We start from the raw sequence: 19378 nt of genomic DNA, 5'->3' as shown, positions 1-19378 counted from the left end.
TACATCGGTCAACAGTGATCTGCCAACACGACGCCACGGAACATGACGGAAACAACATCCAAAAAGCCCAAGGCTCAGGATCAACGATCTCGGGATATGCAGGCTAGAATCTGCAACGCTACGGTCGCTTGTCTGGATCAACTTGGCTATGCCGAGACAACTTTCGCCAAGGTTCAGGCCAAGGCGGATATCTCGCGCGGGGCCATCACGCATCACTTCCCGACCAAGCAAGCACTTGTTGCCGCGACTGCAATGCGGCTTTTGGACAATGCACAGAGCCCGATCTGGAAGCGGGGCAGCACTCCACCGCCTGTCTATGATCTGATCATGTCGTCCTGGAGCAACATCGTAAACTCTTCGGGCGGTCGCGCGATCGTCGAGATTCTGGTTGCATGCCGGACGGATGCGGACCTGTTCGAGCTGCTCGAACAGAGCCTGAGGGACTGGGACAAATCCAATCTGAACCTCATCGCCAGCCAGTACGCCAGCGTTTCAGGTGACCGAGACGACACCGAATTGTTGTGGAGCATTTCCCGGAATTTCTTACGCGGTCTTTTGTTGCACGAAAAATTCGTTTCATCACCGGAATATCTGACGAAGATGATGGGACGGTTTGCGCGAATGATGGAAAGCCAGCTTCGCGTTGTTTCCCCGAACAACGCCAAGATTGAGGAAGTAGAATGACAATGCCATCCCCCTTCATGACGCCCGAGCGCGAGGCTTTTCGGCGCGATTTCGGGCGTTTTGTTGATGCAGAAATCAAACCTCACATAGAACAATGGGAAGCGGATCGCGGAGTTCCTTGGGAGTTGCATGCTGCAATCGCGGAGTTTGGCGTCTTTGGTTTTGGAATCGATGAAGAATATGGCGGCTTGGGTTTCGACAATGCGTTCATGCGTCATGACTACAGCGAAATTCTGTTTGGATGTGGCGCGTCAGGTATCGGCGCGGCGGTAGGTGGTCGTACGATCTCAATCAGCCCGATTGCACAGTTCGCATCTGAAGAGTTCAAGAAAACGGTCCTGCCGGAGATTATCGGCGGACGAATGATGTCTGCCCTTGGCATAACAGAGCCCGGTGCAGGATCGGACGTGGCCAACATTAAGACACGGGCCGAGCTCAAAGGCGGGAAATGGATCCTGAACGGCGAAAAAACCTACATTACCGGTGGGATGGATGCCGAATGGTTTGTGATTGGCGCCCGCACCGGGGGTCCGGGACTGGCCGGGATTTCCTTGTTTCTTGTTCCTTTCGATGCGCCGGGCTTCAGCCGCACCCCGCTGGGTGGTAAAATGGGTTGGCATAGTTCGCAGCAGGCGACATTGCATTTCGACGATTGCGAACTTGATGCGGACGCGCTTTTGGGGCCTGAAAATAAAGGCTTTATCGCGATCATGAACAATTTCAATTTTGAACGGTTGGGGCTGACATCTGCTTCACTGGGCATGATGAAACTGTGTTACGACAGCGCGCTTGCGTGGGCGCGCGAACGCGAGACCTTTGGAAAACGGCTGATTGAGCACCAGGTAATCGGCCACAAATTTGCGGAAATGTCTGCCCGGATCGATATGAACGAGGCATATATCGAGCGCATCTGTTGGGCGATTGAGCAAGGCTTGATGCCCGTTGCCGAACTTGCCAAGGCCAAGGTACAGGCGACAAAGTCGCTGGAATTTGTCGCCTCTGAGGCGATGCAGGTTTTTGGCGGTGCGGCCTACATGCTGGGCAACCCGGTCGAACGTGTCTGGCGTGAGATCAAAATAATGGCAATAGGCGGCGGTTCGGAAGAGATCATGCGTGATCTGGCGGTGCGACAGATGGGCCTAGCGGGCCAATAGCAGCAAGTTTAAAGGTCTGAGACGCGATAAGCGCGCGGTGTCAAACCAGTCCATCCCCTGAAGGCACGAATAAAAGAGCTGGCCTCACTAAACCCGGCGCGCGCCGCAATAACTTCGATGGACAGATCCGTTGTTGTCAGCAAACGTACAGCCAGATCGCGCCGGACCTGCTTACGCAGGTCCGAATAATCCACGCCTTCAAGCTTAAGACTCCGACGCAACCTGTGGCTGGGCATGTTCAGGTTGCGACCGACCTCGTCCATATCCGCAAGTCTGCCTTCACGGGTCAGAATTGCATCAATGGTAAGTGCGGCCTCAAGCGCCAGGCCTGTGGTGCCGTCCACCGGTAAAAAAGCGTCCAGAGGCGTACGCCGGGCATATGCCATGGCCTGTTCTTCCGTGCGTACAAGCGGCAATTTCATCAGGTTTCGCGGGATTGCCAGACCGCTGCTGGATTGCTCGAACCGTACCGGCGCCTGCATGAACATCGCCCGATAGATCGGCGCATGGGGCGGGCTGGGATAGTCGAACCAGGCCCGGTTGACGGCGCCTTTATTGCCCGCCAGCCAACTGAGCATTCGATTGACCAGTACCATGATCATTTCAACCGCAAGCTCGTTGAGCACCACTCGCCCGGGTATGCGCACCATCTCGAATATGGCGCTCTCACCCTCTTCGCGAAACGTGTAGCGGAATGAATTGTCTATAATGTCCATGAATTGGACTGTTCGACGATAAGCATCACCCAAGGATTCGGCGTGACTTGCGTGAGCTGCGAGTATGGCTGTGCTTCCAATGCGCTGCGGCCGTTCCTGCAACCCCCCTAGTTCATCATCGAGTGTCAGCGTTACTGTGCGGACCAGTTTGACGAAGTTTGGATGAGATAATGGACGCGCCGCACTATCTAATCCGGCATGTCTTAGAATAGCCGCGGGATCGCCCCCGCGCCGCGTCACACCCTGAAGTAGATTAACAGCAAAAACCGCCGGAATGAGAACCGCCATTCATGTAAGATAATGTCTATTTTTTTGTATCACCAGATCATTGTTGCCTGCCTATCTGGCTGTCACGCTGCGCACTGAATAGAGTTTGGAGGTCCCTGATGGCGAACGCCGCCTATATCTACGATGCCATCCGCACGCCGCGTTCGCGTGGCAAGGCCAGCGGAACACTGCATGAGGTCAAACCCGTTCAACTTGCCGCGGGTCTGTTGCGCGAATTGCAGAGCCGTCACGATCTGGATACCAGTCGCGTTGGTGATGTGGTGCTGGGGTGTGTCTCACCCGTGGGCGATCAGGGCAGCGATATCGCCAAAGGCGCAGTGCAAGCTGCACATTGGGACGAATCTGTGTCGGGCGTACAGTTGGACCGCTTCTGTGGGTCCGGGCTTGAGGCAGTGAACACGGCAGCCGCTAAGATCATCGCCGGGCAAGAGGACCTGATGGTCGCAGGTGGCGTGGAATCCATGAGCCGCGTACCCATGGGGTCATCCGGTGGTGCGATGTATCTGGATCCCGACATGATCATGGATCAACGTGCCGTGCCGCAGGGCATCGGTGCCGATCTGATCGCTACCATCGACGGCTACAGCCGAGAGGACGTTGATGCTTTTGCAGTAGAAAGCCAGCGCCGCGCTGCCCACGCACGTGACAGTGGTTGGTTCGACAAGTCCGTGGTTCCGGTTTGCGACGAAAGTGGCCTGACCATCTTGGATCGGGACGATTTCATCAAACCCGACACCGACATGCAGAAGCTGGGCGCCCTGAACCCGTCCTTCGCGGCCATGGGCAGCTATGGCTATGACGACATGGCTCTGTCGAAATACCCCGAAGTAGCGCGCATCAATCACGTTCATACACCCGGCAACTCTTCGGGCATCGTGGACGGATCCGCTTCGGTTCTGATCGGGTCGGAACAGGCAGGCAAGGATCTGGGGTTGGAGCCGCGCGGTCGCATCGTGCAGGCCACAATGGTGTCTACAGACCCGGTCATCATGCTGGCGGGTCCGGGGCCGGCTGCAAAAAAATGTCTGGATAAGGCCGGACTGAACGTAAACCATATCGACCTGTGGGAAATTAACGAAGCCTTCGCCTCGGTCGCCATGCGTTACATGAAAGATCTGGGTATCGATCATGAGATCACCAATGTGAACGGTGGCGCAATCGCCATGGGCCACCCTCTGGGAGCAACCGGCGCGATGCTGGTCTCAACCATGTTGGATGAGCTGGAGCGGCGTGCCGCCAAACGCGCAATGCTGTCGCTGTGCATTGGCGGTGGCATGGGTATCTCGACCCTGATCGAACGCGTGTAAGGAAGGATCAAAGCAATGGCATTTGCTTATGAAAAAGACGCCAAGGGCATCGTGACTGTCACCATGGACATGGACGGTCCCGTAAATGCGATGAACGACGCCTTTCTGCCGCAGTTCCGCGAAGCCGTGGATAAGATCGAAGCCGAGGACGATCTAAAGGGTGTCATCTGGACGTCGGCCAAGGAAACCTTCTTTGCCGGTGGCGATCTAAACATGCTGAAATCCATAACTCCGGATGGGGTCGAGGCCCTGTTTGAGAACGTGGAAGGCACCAAAGCTGTCATGCGCCGGCTGGAGAAATTACCAGTCCCGGTTGTTGCTGCAATCAATGGTGCGGCGCTTGGCGGTGGCTATGAAATCTGCCTGGCTTGCAATTATCGCATCGCTGCGGAGAACCCTAAAACCAAGATCGGTCTGCCTGAGGTCACGCTGGGCCTGCTGCCCGGTGGTGGTGGCACGGTGCGCCTGACCTGGCTGTTGGGCCTTGAAGCCGCGATGCCTTTCCTATTGGAAGGTCGTCAGGTGAATCCACAAAAGGCGTTGGCCGCGGGACTGATCCATGATGTCGTTGCCCCGGATCAGCTGCTGGACCGCGCAAAGGAGTACATCCTGTCGGTTCAGGGAGACGAAGCAGCAGTGACACAGCCCTGGGACACAAAAGGCTACAAAATCCCCGGCGGCCCGTCGGCATCACCCAAGAATGCGCCGCGCATCGCAGGCGCTGCGGCTATGTTGTTCAAAAAAACCAAAGGATTGATGCCCGCGCCAACGCGCATTCTGGACATCATGACCGAGGCCGCGGGTCGTATCGATTTCGATACAGCTCAGCGCTACGAAAGCCGCCGCTTTGCTTCGCTAACACCGCTGGCTCCGACCAAGAACATGATCGAAACACTGTTCTTTGGCATGAACAAGGTTAATGGCGGAGCATCACGCCCGCCGGATGTCCCACGCTCAAAAGTGGAACGCCTCGGCATTCTGGGTGCTGGTATGATGGGTCAGGGCATCACCTATTCGGCGGCGATGGCAGGTATTCCTGTTGTACTTAAGGATATGACGCTTGAGGCTGCGGAACGCGGCAAAGCCTACACCGCAATGCTGTTAAACAAGCGTGTCGATAAAGGACGTATGACGCCGGAGAAGCGGGATGCGGTGCTGGCGCTGATCACGCCGACTGACAAGGCCGAAGAAGTCAAAGGATGCGATCTGATCATCGAAGCGGTTTTCGAAAAGATCGATATCAAGAATGCAGTATTGGCCGAACACGAGGAACTGCTGGCCGAAGGCGGTTTCTGGGGATCAAACACCTCAACGTTGCCTATCACGCGTTTGGCGGAAGAGTCGGGTAAGCCGGAAAACTTCGTTGGACTGCACTTTTTCTCGCCCGTCGATAAGATGCCGTTGCTTGAGATCATCGCAGGCGACATGACGTCGGACGAAACCCTGGCGCGGGCCTTTGATTTCGCACGCCAAATCAAAAAGACGCCGATTATCGTAGGCGACAAGACCGGGTTCTACACCTCGCGTACCATTGGCACAAAGATGCTTGAGGCCGCACAACTGGTGGCGGAGGGACAGGATCCATTGCGCGTCGACAACCTGTCGCGCCTGACGGGTATGCCAACCGGAATGCTCTCTTTGCTGGATGAGGTACAGTTGAAGCTTGTAGATGACATTTACAACACGCAAGTACAGATGGGCCTTCAGGATCCGACAGAAGAGGTGACGCCTGAGGCCCGCAAATTGGTCCGTGAACTGGTTGCTGAGCATGACAGACCCGGCCGGGCGACTGGCAAGGGGTTCTATGATTATACTGAGGCTGGCAAGGAAATCTGGTCTGGCTTAGCAGCGTGGCGCAAAGAGGGGTCAGACCTGCCCGATCAGGACATTCAGGACCGCATCATGTTCCGGGCTATCCTGGAAACCCTGCGCTGTCTGGAAGAAGGCGTGCTGCGTTCAGTCGCGGACGGCAATGTTGGTTCGATCCTGGGCATCGGCGCCCCTGTTCATACCGGGGGATACATACAATTCGTCAACACCTACGGGCTGGACCGGTTCGTGGCCCGGTGTGAAGAACTGTCCTCTAAATACGGCGACCGCTTTGCACCACCTGATATCCTGAAGAAACACGCAGCGGATCAATTGGAGTTCTGCTAGTATTAAATCATCAGACAACAAAGGGGGCGAGGTGCTGACAATGCGCCTCGCCCTTCTTTGCGTGCATAGTTTGGATCAATATCCGATACTCCATGGTGAGACCGATGCACCAGTTAAGAACGATCTACACTCTGGGATCCGATCTTCCCGACATATTCTGCAATATGATGTGTCAGCTTTTGTTTGGACAACGCGGCGATTGCTTTCGGTAAGTTCTGCAGTTCCCCCTTTCGGGCGACGACAGTCAGCGTGCGCGAAAGACCAACCACCGGCAACTCAAGCAGGCGAAGCTGCATGTTCTCGACCATCCCGTCAATCAACAGGGTTGGCGTCAAAAGGCTGAAACCTTGCCCTGCAGCCACGCAGGAGGTCACCATGCTCGAGCGATCGGCCTGAATCACTCTATCCGGTTCAAACCGCAGCCTGCGAAGATGTTGGGCAATCTGGCGGCCCGCGTTTGTCGTATCTCCAAACCGAACCAAAGGTAGCTTTCTTTGGATCGCCTCAAGGCTGCTTGTAGGGCCGTCATAGTCAGCGGGTAGAACCAGCAAGTAGTCTTCTTTCAATATGTGATGCCGCTCCAGCCCGTCCATATCGAGGAACGGGTTCGAGGTTATCGCAAGATCGGCCTGTTTTGTGCGGAGAAGATGCTCGTGATTGCCACTCTGTCCTGCGTGAAGGGTGATGTCCTCGACCCCAAACTCCTGTTGGGCCAGCGTAACCAGCGACGGCGTCAAGGTGGTAGCGATCGAAGCTTGAATACCCACGCGCAGCAGATTGATAGAGCCTTCCCCAATGTGGCGTAGTTCAGATTCCATATCGGAAAGGGCATGCAAAATTTTCTGGGCTCGATTGTGCAGCCGCATTCCGGCGTGGGTCAATCGTGCTGGCCGAACACTGCGATCAATCAGCTGGGTGGCAAAGGCCTTTTCCAACGCGGCTATATGTTGCGAAGCTGCGGGTTGGGACAGGCCCAACAACCGTGCGCCAGAACGCATTTGCCCAGTTTCGGCGACGGCAATAAAGACCTCGAGAGAGCGGATCAGGCCAGGTGATAGAGTTCGACGGTCGGGCATGAGATCATCATTAGTATAAGAATACCTAATACTGTGCGAATATGATTGGAAACTGTCAATCCGGCTGCGACGTTGCGCACATGGAACGTCAACGAAGACATAAGCGCCGAGATGCGAAACGAGCCCCCGCAGCCGAGCCTCGTACTCCGTTTGTCGTGCGAAAACTCTCGACGTTCAATGTTCTGAGCGAAGCGGGATTGGAGCAGATTGAAGCCAATGCCGATCGCATTCTGGCAGAAACCGGGATGGAGTTTCAGGATGATCCAGGGATCCTGAAAATTTTTGCCGACGCGGGGTGCGATGTTTCAGGGACAAGGGTGCGTTTTGCCCCGGGGTTCTGCCGCAACAAGATCACAACCACTGCTCCGTCCGAATTTGTTCAGCATGCGCGGAATCCAGCGAACAATGTGCAACTTGGCGGAGACGCAACTGTCTTGTGTCCGTCTTGGGGGCCGCCTTTCGTCCATGATCTGGATCGGGGGCGGCGCTACGCCTCCTACGAGGATTTCACCAATCTGGTGAAACTCCATCACAACCTGCCCTGGCTTCACCATTCTGGCGGGGTTGTTTGTGAGCCGGTCGACCTGCCGGCCAACAAACGACACCTGGATATGCTGTATGCCCATATCCGATACTCTGACCGGGCATTCATGGGAGCATTTATCGGAGCCGAACGCGCGGGCCATGCGATTGATATGGCGCGCATTTTGTTCGGGGCGGATTTTGTCGCCGAAAACCCGGTTCTGTATTGCGTTTCAAATACAAACGCTCCGCTGGTGATGGATAGCCATATGTCCGGAGCGTTAAAGACCTATGCGCGAGCGGGACAGCCCGTCGCTTGCACGCCATGGGTTCTGACCGGGGCGATGTCACCCACAACAGTAGCGGGGACCCTCGCGCAGGTACTTGCTGAAACCATGGCAGCCATGACGCTGGTTCAGCTTGTCGCGCCGGGCGCGCCCTGCCTGATGGGTAGCTTCGCATCAACGATGTCGATGAAGTCAGGTGCGCCCACATTTGGCACGCCCGAGGCTGGATTAATGGTATTGGCCGCCGGGCAGCTGGCCCGCAGACTGGGCGTGCCATTGCACACTGTCGGAACGCTCAGTTCATCGAAAGTGCCTGACGCACAAAGCCAGCAAGAGGCAGCCTGGGGTTTGTTGATGTCGATGTTCGCAGGGGCAAACCTGATCAATCATGCCACCGGCTGGCTGGAAGGAGGACTGGTCACGTCCTTCGAAAAAACGATCATCGATCACGATCTTTGCGGTAAGGTAGCGCGTTTCTTTGACGGGATTGACCTGAGCGAAAATGCACAGGCCATGGAAGCAATCGCAGCCACGGGACCGGGGCAGCACTTTCTTGGATCAGAGCACACGCAGGCCAATTTCATGACTGCCCTGTTTCGACCCTGGACACCTGACGACAGTTCTTTCGAGCAATGGCAAGCTGACGGATCGAAAGACGCCGCCAAACGCGCAAACGCAATCTGGAAGGAACAGCTCCAGAATTACGAAGATCCTGGTCTTGACCCGGATATAGATGCCGCGCTGAAAGACTATATCGCGCAGCGGAAATCGGAAAAACCTGATCAGGATTACTACTGATGGGCCTGCATTTCTGCGATCTCCCGCATCTCTGCATAAAACGGCTCATGATGGGCCGAGATTCCAACGTAGGGCTCGCCAAGCGCGGCAAGCTGGTCTGCGGCATTCGTTTGCGTTGGTTTTCGTATCGCGCCGCTTTGCAAAACTTCGCGATGCCAGCCTTTGACGGCCTCCCATCCTGCAGGCACCCGATCATCCCAGGCAAAAGCGTGGCTGGCGAAATCCAATCCGATATGCGCCCAGTAGCGGCGCAGGGTTTTCTCTGGGTCGTCTCGCAATTGATCGGCCGTCAGGACCAGCGGATCATGCCCCAAAGATACCAGCGCGTGATACATGCGATGCTGCGCCTCATGCCCCAGTTCGGTCCGTGTGAACGCCGGATCGCGTCGGGCATAGGACAACGCCGCTTCGGTCGGATCACGCAGCAGAAATGCGTGGCTCATCTGTCCGGCAAAGTCCCGATCCTTCGGCAACGTTTCAGCGACATAATACGCCATATCTTTGAAGAACACCGGGCTGGCTTGCGCCTTTTCGCAGATCATCTCACGAATGTCGGCATAAGTGGTTGGATGCCCCGGTTCAGGCGCAAAGTCAGGAAACAACCTGTCCGTGGTGGTCAGATAGTGATGGTACATGAATGGCTCATGCAGCACGGCCAGATCGCCTCGTTCACGCATAATGCGTTCGAAGGCCGTGGAGACCGATCGCGGATGACACCAGAGAGCGTGAATTTTCATAAGGCAAAATCTGGAACAAGACGCTGCAGCGGTCAACGGAGTATTGCATGAGCCGCATACTGATCATCGGCGGCGGGGCCATCGGATTGAGCCTTGGTTATCACCTGACCAAACGTTGCGCGTCTGACGTCACTCTGCTGGAGCGGAACCAGCTGACATCAGGCACATCGTGGCATGCGGCTGGGATTGTCGGGCCGCTGCGCGCCACCCCGAATATGACGAAACTGGCTATGGCAGCGCTGGACGTCTTTCCCGAACTGGAGGCAGAGACAGGCCTTTCTACAGGTTACAAACGAACCGGCGGATACTGGTTGGCCCGTGAAGAAGCGCGACTGGACGAGTTGCACAGGATTGCAGATCTGGGAATCACTCAGGGCCTTTGGCCCCGTGTGGTCAACGCCTCGGACGTTCCATTGCCAATGCTCGACCTCAAGGATCACGCCGGGGCGCTATACGTCCCGGAAGATGCGAACGTAAACCCGGTCGATCTCTGTATGGCCTATGCCCGCGCGGCCCGGGATCGGGGTCTGAAAATACGCGAAGGTGTTCAGGTCAAGCGAATGCTGGTCGTAAAAGGTAGGATCAGCGGTGTGGAATTGTCCGACGGATCGCAACTGGCGACGGATCATGTTGTTCTCGCCACCGGTGCGTGGTCTCGTGAACTCGCCGCAACCGCAGGCGTCGCCCTTCCCCTACAGGCTGTTGAGCACATGTATGTGGTTACTGAGCCCATACCGGATCTACCCAACCCGTTCCCAGTCATCCGGGATCTTGATCGCGGCATCTACATCAAGGGAGACGCGGGCAAACTGGTAATCGGTGGATTCGAACCCAATGCAAAGTGCTGGGATGCCTACGGACCCGAAGGCGACCGGGCCTTTCTTGAACTCGCTGATGACTGGGATCAGTTTTCCCCGTTCCTCGAAGCCGCGCTGGAGCTTTGTCCAGATTTGGAGAGCGTCGGCATCCAGCATTTCATGAACGGCCCCGAGAGTTTTACTGCCGACACGCGCCCGCTGGTTGGGGAAACATCCGTAGATGGGCTTTATGTTGCTGCCGGAATGAACTCGGTCGGTGTGATGAGCTCTGCTGGCATCGGTCGTGCTTTGGCGGACTGGATCATCGATGGACATCCGTCGATGGACATGTGGGAGGTGGATGTGGCCCGGGTTGACCCCAAAACGGCAACCCCTTCCCATATGGAAGCACGCATGGAAGAGGCTGTTTCTGATCTGTTCGCGCTGCATTGGCCTTACAAACAACCAACGGCCGGGCGGGGGCTACGCAAGACCGCGCTGCATGACAACTGGGCAAAGGCTGGCGCCATGTTTGGTGCTACAGCGGGCTGGGAACGTGGTTTGTGGTACGGCGATCCGCAACCGTATTCGGTTGGCGCGCAGGGTTGGTGGCCCATAGCTCGGGCCGAAGCGGCAGTCATGGCTGAAGGAACAGCTTTGATTGATCTGAGTCCGTTCACCAAGCTCGACATTACCGGTGCTGAAGCGCTCGTGGGATTAAGCCGGTTGAGTACGGCGCAGCTGGATGTAGAGTTCGGTCGCTCAGTCTATACTCAGTTGCTGAATGCGCGCGGTGGGATAGAGATGGATGTAACGATCACTCGGATCGGAGCGGAAGCCTTCCATCTTACCTCAGGTGCAGCAACCCGGGCTCGCGACCTTGCCTATTTGCGCCGCAACCTGCCGAACGGCACCCAAATCGCCGATGTCACTGAGCAATTCTGCACCATCGGTGTCATGGGGGCGGGCAGTCGCGACTTGTTGGAAGGACTGGGGAGTTTGCCGGAAACGCCTTTCGGCCATTCCCGCAAGGCCTACCTTGCTGATGTCGAATGCCGCGCCACCCGGGTGAGCTTTGTGGGTGAGTTGGGTTGGGAGTTGACGGTTGCAAACGCCGAGGCACCAACTCTTTTTAATTCTCTCAAAGAGGCTGGAGGCCATCCATTGGGGCATTTTACGCTTGACGGTTGCCGCCTCGAAAAAGGGTTCAGGCATTGGGGCCACGAGTTGGGGCCAGAAGTAACCCCACTGGAGGCCGGGCTGGGTTTCACGATCGATTGGAGCAAAGACTCTATTGGCAAATCAGCTCTACAGGCGCAACGCGAGGATGGCCTTCGTCAGCGCCTGGTCCTGATGCAGGTCGAGGGTGATGCATTGATGCTGCATGACGAACCTGTGTACGAAGCAGGGCGACATGTCGGGCTGACAACCTCGGCTGCGCGCGGACCCCGTACTGGTCTGAACCTGTGCTTTGCAATGGTTCAGACTGCGCCGGGTGAATCTCTGGCCGAGACATGTGCGCGCGATTTCAGCGTCCGAGTTGCTGGCCGCGACTATCCGGCAATCCCCCTTATCCGGGCTCCGTTTGACCCCAAAGGTGAAAGGATGCGCGCATGACCAAAGCGCAGGTAGTGATTATCGGCGGCGGGGCGATGGGTGTCTCGCTGATGTATCATCTGGTGAAGGCTGGCTGGTCGGATGTGTTGCTGGTCGAAAAAAACGACCTGACCCACGGATCAACCTGGCATGCCGCAGGGCTTTGTACGCATTTTGCGCATAACCCGACGATTCAGGAACTGCGCGCCACCTCGGTCAGGCTCTATCGTGATATCCTGCCTTCAGAGACAGGCAGGGATTGCGGATTTCACAGGTCTGGCGCGATGCGGATCACACGCAATCCTGACCGTATGGACGAATTTCGCCACGTGGCGGGGCTGTCAGAGTTCACTGGATATCCACTTGAGATACTGACCCCTGATCGCATCGCCGAGTTGTTCCCACTAGCAAGGCTCGATGGGTTGCTGGGTGGTATCTACGAACCCGATGATGGCCACGTCGATCCGTCGCTGGCAACAAACGCAATGGCCGAGGTTGCCCGTCGCGGTGGCGCTGCGATCTGGCGCAACTGTCCCGTGACAGATATTCGTCGCGAAGCGGAGGTCTGGAGAGTTGAGACTCCCAAAGGCCCGGTTCACGCCAATCATGTCGTCAACGCGGCCGGCACCTGGGGCTGGGAAATTGGGCAAATGATGGGGCTGAACATCCCCTCGGTTCCGGTGCTGCATCAGTATCTGGTGACAGATACGGTGCAGGCAGTCAGTGATCGGATCTCTGCAGGCTTGCCCGAACTCCCAATCATCCGCGATCCGGAAGAAAGCTGGTATGTCAGGCAGGAACGCGATGGCCTGATCCTTGGTCCTTACGAGAAACAGGCACAGGTATGGTCGGTTGATGGTGTGCCGCCGGAATTCGGGGCGGATCTTATGCCGCCCGATCTGGACCGGGTAGAACACATTATCCTGGCTGCCATGGAACGTATCCCGGCGCTCGAAACCGGGGGCGTAAAATCCGTCATCAACGGCCCGATTACCTTCACACCCGATGCCAATCCGTTGATCGGTCCTGCCCATGGATTGCAGAATGCATGGTTACTGACCGGTTCTTCCATGGGTGTCATGGAGGGTGGAGGTGCTGGCTGGTTCCTCGCCCATTGGATGACCCATGGCGCCCCGCCGATGGATGCGCTGGCGGTGGACAGTCGCCGCTTTGGATCATGGGCTGATCGTGAATACCGCGTCGAGAAAGCTATCGAGTGTTTCGGTCTGCAGTTTGGCGTGCACTACCCGAACGAGGAACGGCCCGCCGGTCGCGGATTGCGGCTGTCACCTTTGCATGAAGTGATGATTGAACGTGGCGCGGCAATGGGTGCCGCCCATGGGTGGGAACGGCCCAACTGGTTCGCGGATACCCCCGGCACTACAGCAGATGAGACCTTCAGGCGCTCGAACTGGTTTGATCCTGTCGCTGCTGAAGTTGAGGCCGCCTCAAACCATGTCGCCATCGCAGACCTTTCGGTCTTTTCAAAGTTCGAAGTAACCGGGCCTGATGTTGTTGAGTTTCTGAAAAGACTCGGAGCCAATCGTGCTCCAAAACCTGGCCGTATTGGCCTGACCCATGCGCTTACTCCGGCGGGTGGGGTGTTGTCAGAATTCACTGTAAGCAGACTTGGGTCTCAACATGCCTACATGACCTCAGCTGCCGCCGCCGAAGAGATCGACTTCGATCTCATTTGCGCCTGCGCCAAAGATCTTGAAGTTCAGGTTTCAAATGTCACTGCGGACTACGCCGTAATCGGTGTCATGGGTCCGAAGGCGGTACAGGTATTGCCCGACCTGATCGATATGCCCTGGTTGACTGTTCTCGAGACCACGATTGCAGATATCCCGGTTCGCGCCCTGCGTGTTTCGTATATCGGCGAAGCTGGCTGGGAACTACATGTGCCTGCCAACAAAGCGGTACAGCTGTTTAACTGGATGGAACAGGCTGCACTTCCGTTCGGTCTGGGTTTTTATGGCGCTTATGCCGCCAATTCCATGCGGTTGGAAAAGGGTTATCGTGGCTGGGGTGGCGATCTCACGACTGAACGCAGCCCTCTGGAAGCCGGACTTAAGCCTCTTGTACGACCGGATCTAAGAGAGAGCCTTTCCCGCGAAAACCCTTGGGAAATGGTCCTGCTCGAGATTGAGGCAAAAGATGTTGATCCGTTCTATGCCCACACAATTTGGCAGGATGACAGCCCTGTAGGCATCGTCACATCAGGCGCCTATGGCCACCGAACCGGCAAGGTGTTGGCGCTGGGATATCTGCGGAACACATCTGCCCGCACTGGGCTGACTGTTTCGATCCTTGGTCAGCACTGTGCCGCGACCATCCTGCCTGAACCACCTTTTGACCCGAATAACACTCGCCTGAAGACCGGAGGCCTTTCATGACCGATCATGCTTTGCACACAGAATGGGATTTTGACGCGACCGCCGCGCGGCGCGATCAGTACTATGCGGCGTCATTGACCCGGTTTACCCCATTTCGTGAACCCATCGTATTTCGCAAGGGCCAAGGTCAATATCTGTGGGACACGGACGGTCGCAAATACACCGACCTACTTGGTATGAACGTCTGCATCTCTGTAGGTCATTCACACCCACGCGTTGTTTCCGCCGCAATGGAACAGGCTCAGGATCTGACCCATTGCACCACGATGTTCTACCATCCTACTCCCGCGCATCTCGCCGAGGAACTGGCCGCCACGATGCCGAAAGGCCATGAGTGGGTGGTGCATCTGACCAACTCCGGGTCCGAGGCGGTTGATCTGGCGATGACCATGGCGCGCACTTACACAGGCAATCTGGATCTGTTGGCTTTGCGAACCGCCTATCATGGCCCGACGGCGGCGGCGCAGTCCATCACAGGCATTGCGGGCTGGCGCCATCCGGGAATGCCAGGCAACGTGGCCTTCGTCCCGGAACCCAACCAGTATCGCGGAATCTTCGGTCCCGGCACGCAGCCCTATCTGGATGAAATCGACCGGACGATAGCCTCGGCAACCTCGGGCCAGATTGCCGGGATGTTCGTTGAAAGCGTACAGGGCTATGGTGGTATCATCGAAATGCCTAAGGGGTATATGTCCGGCGCTGCTGAGCGAGTGCGCGCAGCAGGAGGACTTTATATCGCCGATGAAGTTCAATCCGGATTTGGTCGAACCGGCGAGAACTTCTGGGGATTTGAAGCGGATGGCGTTGTACCGGACATTGTGGTGATGGCAAAAGGTCTGGGCAACGGCTTTCCCATCGGTGCCGTAGTAGCCAAAAAACACATTGCCGCCCCTATGGCGGAAAAATTCATGTTCCACACATATGGTGCTAACCCAACCTCAGCTGCTGCAGCCCGTGCAGTGCTATCAGTAATGCGAGATGAGGGTCTGCAGGATAACGCCCGTAAAGTGGGGGCTGCCTTGCTGGAACGGTTGCACGATCTCAAAGACAAGCATCAGGCCATTGGAGATGTGCGCGGCAAAGGTCTGATGCTTGCGATCGAAATGGTCAGCGACCGTGGCGACAAAAAACCCGACAAGGAAACGACTACAGAAGTTTTTGAGGCCTGCCGTGATCAGGGGATCATCCTGTCAAAATCGGGACCCTTTCAGTCTTGTCTGCGTATGGTGCCCCCGCTTTGTCTGTCCTTGGAGGACGTGGATCATGTGGCTGAGGGGTTGGATCTGGCGTTTAATAAAGCAGCAGGCTAGGTCTCGTGCCCTCCATTACATTGTACGAAGTACATGAATGATGAGGCATCGGTTCAGATGACTACCGTTTCTGCGGCTTGCGTAAACTGGTTTTCAATTTGGAATGCCAGCTGAGGTAACAACTCGATTGGTGAATTCCGCTCTTAATCGAAGGGTTGGATAGCGCTTTCTGATGGGGTTCAAACCCCATCAGACACCCACATATCTCTCGGATATTTCAGGCGTCAGATCCGCCATAGCACCTGCCCAAACCGTCTTACCGCGTTCCAGTATCACTGCTTTGTCTGATACGGCTGCCAGTTCCTTCAGAGATTTGTCGATCAACAGAATAGCTACGCTGGTTTCCTGTTTCAGACGGCGCAATGCCGCCCAAATCTCTTGCCGAATGATCGGCGCGAGGCCTTCGGTTGCCTCATCAAGGATCAGCAGCCGAGGGTTGGTCATAAGCGCGCGGCCAATAGCGAGCATCTGTTGCTCTCCGCCCGACAAAGAAGCAGCGCGTTGACTTTCCCGCTCACCAAGTCGAGGAAACAACTCCGTCACCTTTGCCATGTTCCAATCCCCGGGCCGAGCCGCAGCGACAAGATTTTCCCGCACGGTAAGATCGGCAAAACAGCGACGCCCCTCCGGCACAAGACCCACACCCTTGCGGGCGACTTTATGGCTGGGAAGGTCATGTAGGTTCAACCCATCCAGGGTAAGTGTCCCTTCGGACCTGATCATCTGACAGACCGCCTTTACGGTTGTCGATTTGCCCATTCCATTTCGCCCCATCAGGGCCGTCACTTCACCCTCTGCCATTGTCAGATCCACTCCGAACAATGCCTGGCTGACACCGTAGGTGGCGGTAAGGTTCTGAACGGTAAGAAAGCTCATATCTCGTCCCCCAGATAGGCTTCGCGCACTTCTTGACTACTGCGGATTTCATCTGCGGTTCCCGTGGCAATGACTTTGCCATAGACCAAGACACTGATCCGATCCGCCAGAGCAAAGACAGCGTCCATATCATGTTCCACCAGCAGGATTGGCGCTTCTTCGCGCAATCCATCCAGAAAACCGGTCAGCCGTTTGGAACCTTCTGCCCCAAGCCCTGCCATCGGTTCATCCATGATAAAAGCCCGTGGTGACAGCGTCAGCGCAACAGCCACCTCCAATTGCCGACGTTGGCCATGGCTTAAGTTGGCACAGCGCGAGTTGCGTTCTTCCGCTAGACCGACGCGGTCCAATGCGGCTTCAGCTCTTTCCAGAAGTACACTGGTTTTCAAGGCGCTGCGCCAGAACCGCCAGGCGACCCCTTCAGCACCCATCGCACCCAGCACTGCGTTTTCCAGAACTGTGTCTTCCATGCACAGGTCGGAAATCTGGAAAGTTCGCCCCAATCCAGCGCGCGCTCTGGCTTGGGTGGTTTTGCCGGACACGTCCTGCCCGCACAGTACCACTCGCCCTGAATCCGGCCTTAGCCCACCGCAGATCTGCTTGATCAGTGTGGATTTTCCCGCTCCGTTGGGCCCGATGATCGCGTGAATTTCGCGGGGCATGAGATCAATGGAAACGTCGTTGGTTGCCTTGAGAGCACCAAAGCTTTTGTTCAGTCCATGAGTTGCAAGGATCGGTTCAGACATGTGCCCCCTCCTTGCCGGTCAGAAGACCAATCAACCCGCCGCGTCCGAACAGGACGATGCACAACAGAATGATGCCCAGATAAACATGCCAGAACTCGGTGAGTTCACCTAGAAAATGCTCTAGCGCGACAAATACACAGGCACCAATCACTGGTCCCATCAGGCGCCCTACCCCACCGATAATGATCAAGACAATCAGTTCGCCGGACAATTGCCAGCTGAACATTGTGGGTGAAACAAAGCGGTTCAGATCAGCAAACAAAGCCCCGGCCAGCCCTGTGATGGCACCTGAGATGACAAAGGCCAGCAGTTTGAGATGCATGGGGTTCAGGCCAACAGTCTCGACCCGCGCATTGGTTTGACGCGCTGCATTCAGTGCCAGACCAAAGGGCGATGACTGAAGTCGTGAAAAGAGGAAAAGCACGATGCACAGCAAGGCGAAGCATATGCCGAAGAACTGAATTGGAACCAGCGTGTTCAGGCCCGGGAAGCCGTTGCGAACATAAATCGAAAGCCCATCCTCGCCACCGTACTGGGCCCACGAGATTGCGAAGTAGAAGAACATCTGGCCAAAGGCGAGTGTGATCATGATGAAGTAGACACCGGATGTTCGCAGGGACAAAAGGCCAATGAAGAACGCCACGATCGCTGACATTATCATTGCAACAAGCCAGATAACCGGCATTGAGTTGGTACCATCAGTCTCAAAGAACCCGAGGTCGAGCGCAGTATAGGTCTGTGCGTGATAGGCAAGGATCCCCATTGCATAGCCGCCAATGCCGAAGAAAACAGCGTGGCCAAAGCTAACCATCCCGCCAATACCCAGAATGAGGTTCAGACCGACCGCTGCCAAAGCAAGGATGACTGCACGGGTTACCAGCGTGATCGTGAAAGGTTCATCCGTTGCCAACGCCCAAAGTGGCAACGCAAGCAACCCGATCAGCACGAGACCGTTGATATAGCGTTCATCAAGCGTCATGCACGTGCTCCGAACAAGCCGGTGGGACGCCAGATCAGAACCAGTCCCATCAGGATGTATATTCCCATGGATGCGATGGCCGAGCCGCTTTTCTGAGCAGCGCCTGTATCCATGAACAGTTTGAACAGTTCGGGCAGAAACACGCCACCCAATGTATCGGTTAGACCCACCAGAAGCGCCCCGATGAATGCCCCCCGGATCGACCCGATACCGCCGATGACAATGACGACGAACGCAAGGATAAGCACTGGCTCACCCATACCGACCTGAACCGATTGAATTGCGCCCACCAAGGCTCCGGCCAGACCAGCCAGAGCGGCCCCAAGCGCGAAAACAAGCGTGTAGAGCTTTGAGATGTCGACACCCAATGCTGCGATCATTTCACGGTCATTTTCACCGGCACGAATTTGAATCCCGATCCGTGTACGTTCGATGAGCAGCCAAAGCCCCCCTGCCACAGCCATCCCGATCAAGATCAGAGTCAAACGGTATAGGGGGTATTCGATCCCACCGGGTAAACTCACAGGACCGGACAGCGCTTCTGGAATATTCAGGAACAGTGGAAAGGATCCGAAAATCCAGCGTGTACCCTCTGAAAAAATCAGGATCAGAGCAAAAGTAGCCAGAACCTGATCAAGATGCGCGGCATCATATAGCCGTCGGATGACAACCATTTCGATGATCGCGCCGGCCAGAGCAGCAGCCGCAAGAGCAGCAATCAAACCCAGAAAGAACGAGCCTGTCACGCCGGCAACAGCCGCCGCAGCGAACGCCCCGACCATATATAACGAGCCGTGGGCGAGATTGATCAAACCCATGACCCCGAAGATCAGAGTCAGGCCGGCAGCCATTAAAAAGAGCATAACGCCGAATTGCAGTCCGTTGAGGATCTGCTCGATAATCAGGATCGAAGACATGGAAACTCCGGGGATCTGCCTGCCCTCGGTCAGAA

The 19378-nt window shown here is 56.2% G+C and carries 15 protein-coding genes; 8 read left to right on the top strand and 7 right to left on the bottom strand.

What is annotated here, in order from left to right; genetic code table 11:
• Positions 1-42: 42 nt before the first annotated feature.
• On the top strand, positions 43-684 hold the full coding sequence (locus tag GOX61_RS18225; protein ID WP_170336022.1) for a TetR/AcrR family transcriptional regulator: 642 nt from the start codon (positions 43-45) through the stop codon (positions 682-684).
• Complete coding sequence (locus GOX61_RS18220; RefSeq protein ID WP_254436917.1) at positions 681-1838, top strand: acyl-CoA dehydrogenase family protein; 1158 nt, start codon at positions 681-683, stop codon at positions 1836-1838. Before GOX61_RS18225 ends, GOX61_RS18220 begins: the two co-directional genes overlap by 4 nt.
• An 8-nt stretch (positions 1839-1846) precedes the next feature.
• On the opposite strand, the gene GOX61_RS18215 is transcribed toward GOX61_RS18220, so the two are convergent.
• Positions 1847-2842, bottom strand: a complete 996-nt coding sequence (locus tag GOX61_RS18215) for an AraC family transcriptional regulator (RefSeq protein ID WP_170336020.1) — start codon at positions 2840-2842, stop codon at positions 1847-1849.
• Positions 2843-2940: 98 nt separating this feature from the next.
• Between GOX61_RS18215 and GOX61_RS18210 the strand changes: the two genes are divergently transcribed.
• On the top strand, positions 2941-4149 hold the full coding sequence (locus GOX61_RS18210) for an acetyl-CoA C-acetyltransferase (protein ID WP_170336018.1): 1209 nt from the start codon (positions 2941-2943) through the stop codon (positions 4147-4149).
• Positions 4150-4164: 15 nt separating this feature from the next.
• On the top strand, positions 4165-6306 hold the full coding sequence (locus tag GOX61_RS18205; protein WP_170336016.1) for a 3-hydroxyacyl-CoA dehydrogenase NAD-binding domain-containing protein: 2142 nt from the start codon (positions 4165-4167) through the stop codon (positions 6304-6306).
• A gap of 113 nt (positions 6307-6419) precedes the next feature.
• Here the strand turns inward: GOX61_RS18205 and GOX61_RS18200 are convergent, their stop codons facing one another.
• Positions 6420-7382: a LysR family transcriptional regulator gene (locus tag GOX61_RS18200; protein ID WP_155147669.1), complete on the bottom strand. Its 963-nt coding sequence runs from the start codon at positions 7380-7382 to the stop codon at positions 6420-6422.
• Between the two features lie 80 nt (positions 7383-7462).
• On the opposite strand from GOX61_RS18200, the gene GOX61_RS18195 reads away from it, so the two are divergent.
• Positions 7463-8989 carry a trimethylamine methyltransferase family protein gene (locus tag GOX61_RS18195; protein WP_170336014.1) on the top strand — a complete coding sequence of 509 codons (1527 nt, stop codon included), beginning with the start codon at positions 7463-7465 and terminating at the stop codon, positions 8987-8989.
• On the opposite strand, the gene GOX61_RS18190 is transcribed toward GOX61_RS18195, so the two are convergent.
• The gene (locus tag GOX61_RS18190) at positions 8983-9726 is read right to left on the bottom strand and encodes a hypothetical protein (RefSeq protein WP_170336011.1); all 744 of its coding nucleotides are present in this window, start codon (positions 9724-9726) and stop codon (positions 8983-8985) included. The two genes, GOX61_RS18195 and GOX61_RS18190, sit on opposite strands and share 7 nt — an antisense overlap.
• Positions 9727-9773: 47 nt before the next feature.
• Between GOX61_RS18190 and GOX61_RS18185 the strand changes: the two genes are divergently transcribed.
• The 3 genes from GOX61_RS18185 to GOX61_RS18175 are packed head-to-tail and all read left to right on the top strand — an operon-like array spanning position 9774 to position 15825.
• Complete coding sequence (locus GOX61_RS18185; protein WP_170336009.1) at positions 9774-12140, top strand: GcvT family protein; 2367 nt, start codon at positions 9774-9776, stop codon at positions 12138-12140.
• The gene (locus GOX61_RS18180; RefSeq protein ID WP_170336008.1) at positions 12137-14515 is read left to right on the top strand and encodes a GcvT family protein; all 2379 of its coding nucleotides are present in this window, start codon (positions 12137-12139) and stop codon (positions 14513-14515) included. Before GOX61_RS18185 ends, GOX61_RS18180 begins: the two co-directional genes overlap by 4 nt.
• Complete coding sequence (locus tag GOX61_RS18175) at positions 14512-15825, top strand: aspartate aminotransferase family protein (RefSeq protein ID WP_170336006.1); 1314 nt, start codon at positions 14512-14514, stop codon at positions 15823-15825. Before GOX61_RS18180 ends, GOX61_RS18175 begins: the two co-directional genes overlap by 4 nt.
• A gap of 189 nt (positions 15826-16014) precedes the next feature.
• On the opposite strand, the gene GOX61_RS18170 is transcribed toward GOX61_RS18175, so the two are convergent.
• Genes GOX61_RS18170 through GOX61_RS18155 form a run of 4 tightly spaced genes read right to left on the bottom strand, consistent with a single transcriptional unit; the run spans position 16015 to position 19343 of the window.
• Positions 16015-16701, bottom strand: coding sequence for an ABC transporter ATP-binding protein (locus GOX61_RS18170; protein WP_170336004.1), 687 nt, complete (start codon positions 16699-16701; stop codon positions 16015-16017).
• Positions 16698-17447 carry an ABC transporter ATP-binding protein gene (locus GOX61_RS18165; RefSeq protein WP_170336002.1) on the bottom strand — a complete coding sequence of 250 codons (750 nt, stop codon included), beginning with the start codon at positions 17445-17447 and terminating at the stop codon, positions 16698-16700. The genes GOX61_RS18170 and GOX61_RS18165 overlap by 4 nt, the downstream gene beginning before the upstream one ends.
• Positions 17440-18426 (bottom strand): branched-chain amino acid ABC transporter permease, encoded by a 987-nt coding sequence (locus GOX61_RS18160; RefSeq protein WP_155147653.1) that lies wholly within the window; start codon positions 18424-18426, stop codon positions 17440-17442. The genes GOX61_RS18165 and GOX61_RS18160 overlap by 8 nt, the downstream gene beginning before the upstream one ends.
• Positions 18423-19343, bottom strand: a complete 921-nt coding sequence (locus GOX61_RS18155) for a branched-chain amino acid ABC transporter permease (protein ID WP_170336000.1) — start codon at positions 19341-19343, stop codon at positions 18423-18425. The genes GOX61_RS18160 and GOX61_RS18155 overlap by 4 nt, the downstream gene beginning before the upstream one ends.
• Positions 19344-19378: the final 35 nt, after the last annotated feature.

The sequence above is a fragment of the Ruegeria arenilitoris genome (assembly GCF_013030265.1).
Classification (GTDB): Bacteria; Pseudomonadota; Alphaproteobacteria; order Rhodobacterales; family Rhodobacteraceae; genus Ruegeria; species Ruegeria arenilitoris_E.
The sequence above is the reverse complement of the archived record's forward strand: the minus strand, read 5'-3'. Positions and strand labels throughout refer to the sequence as shown.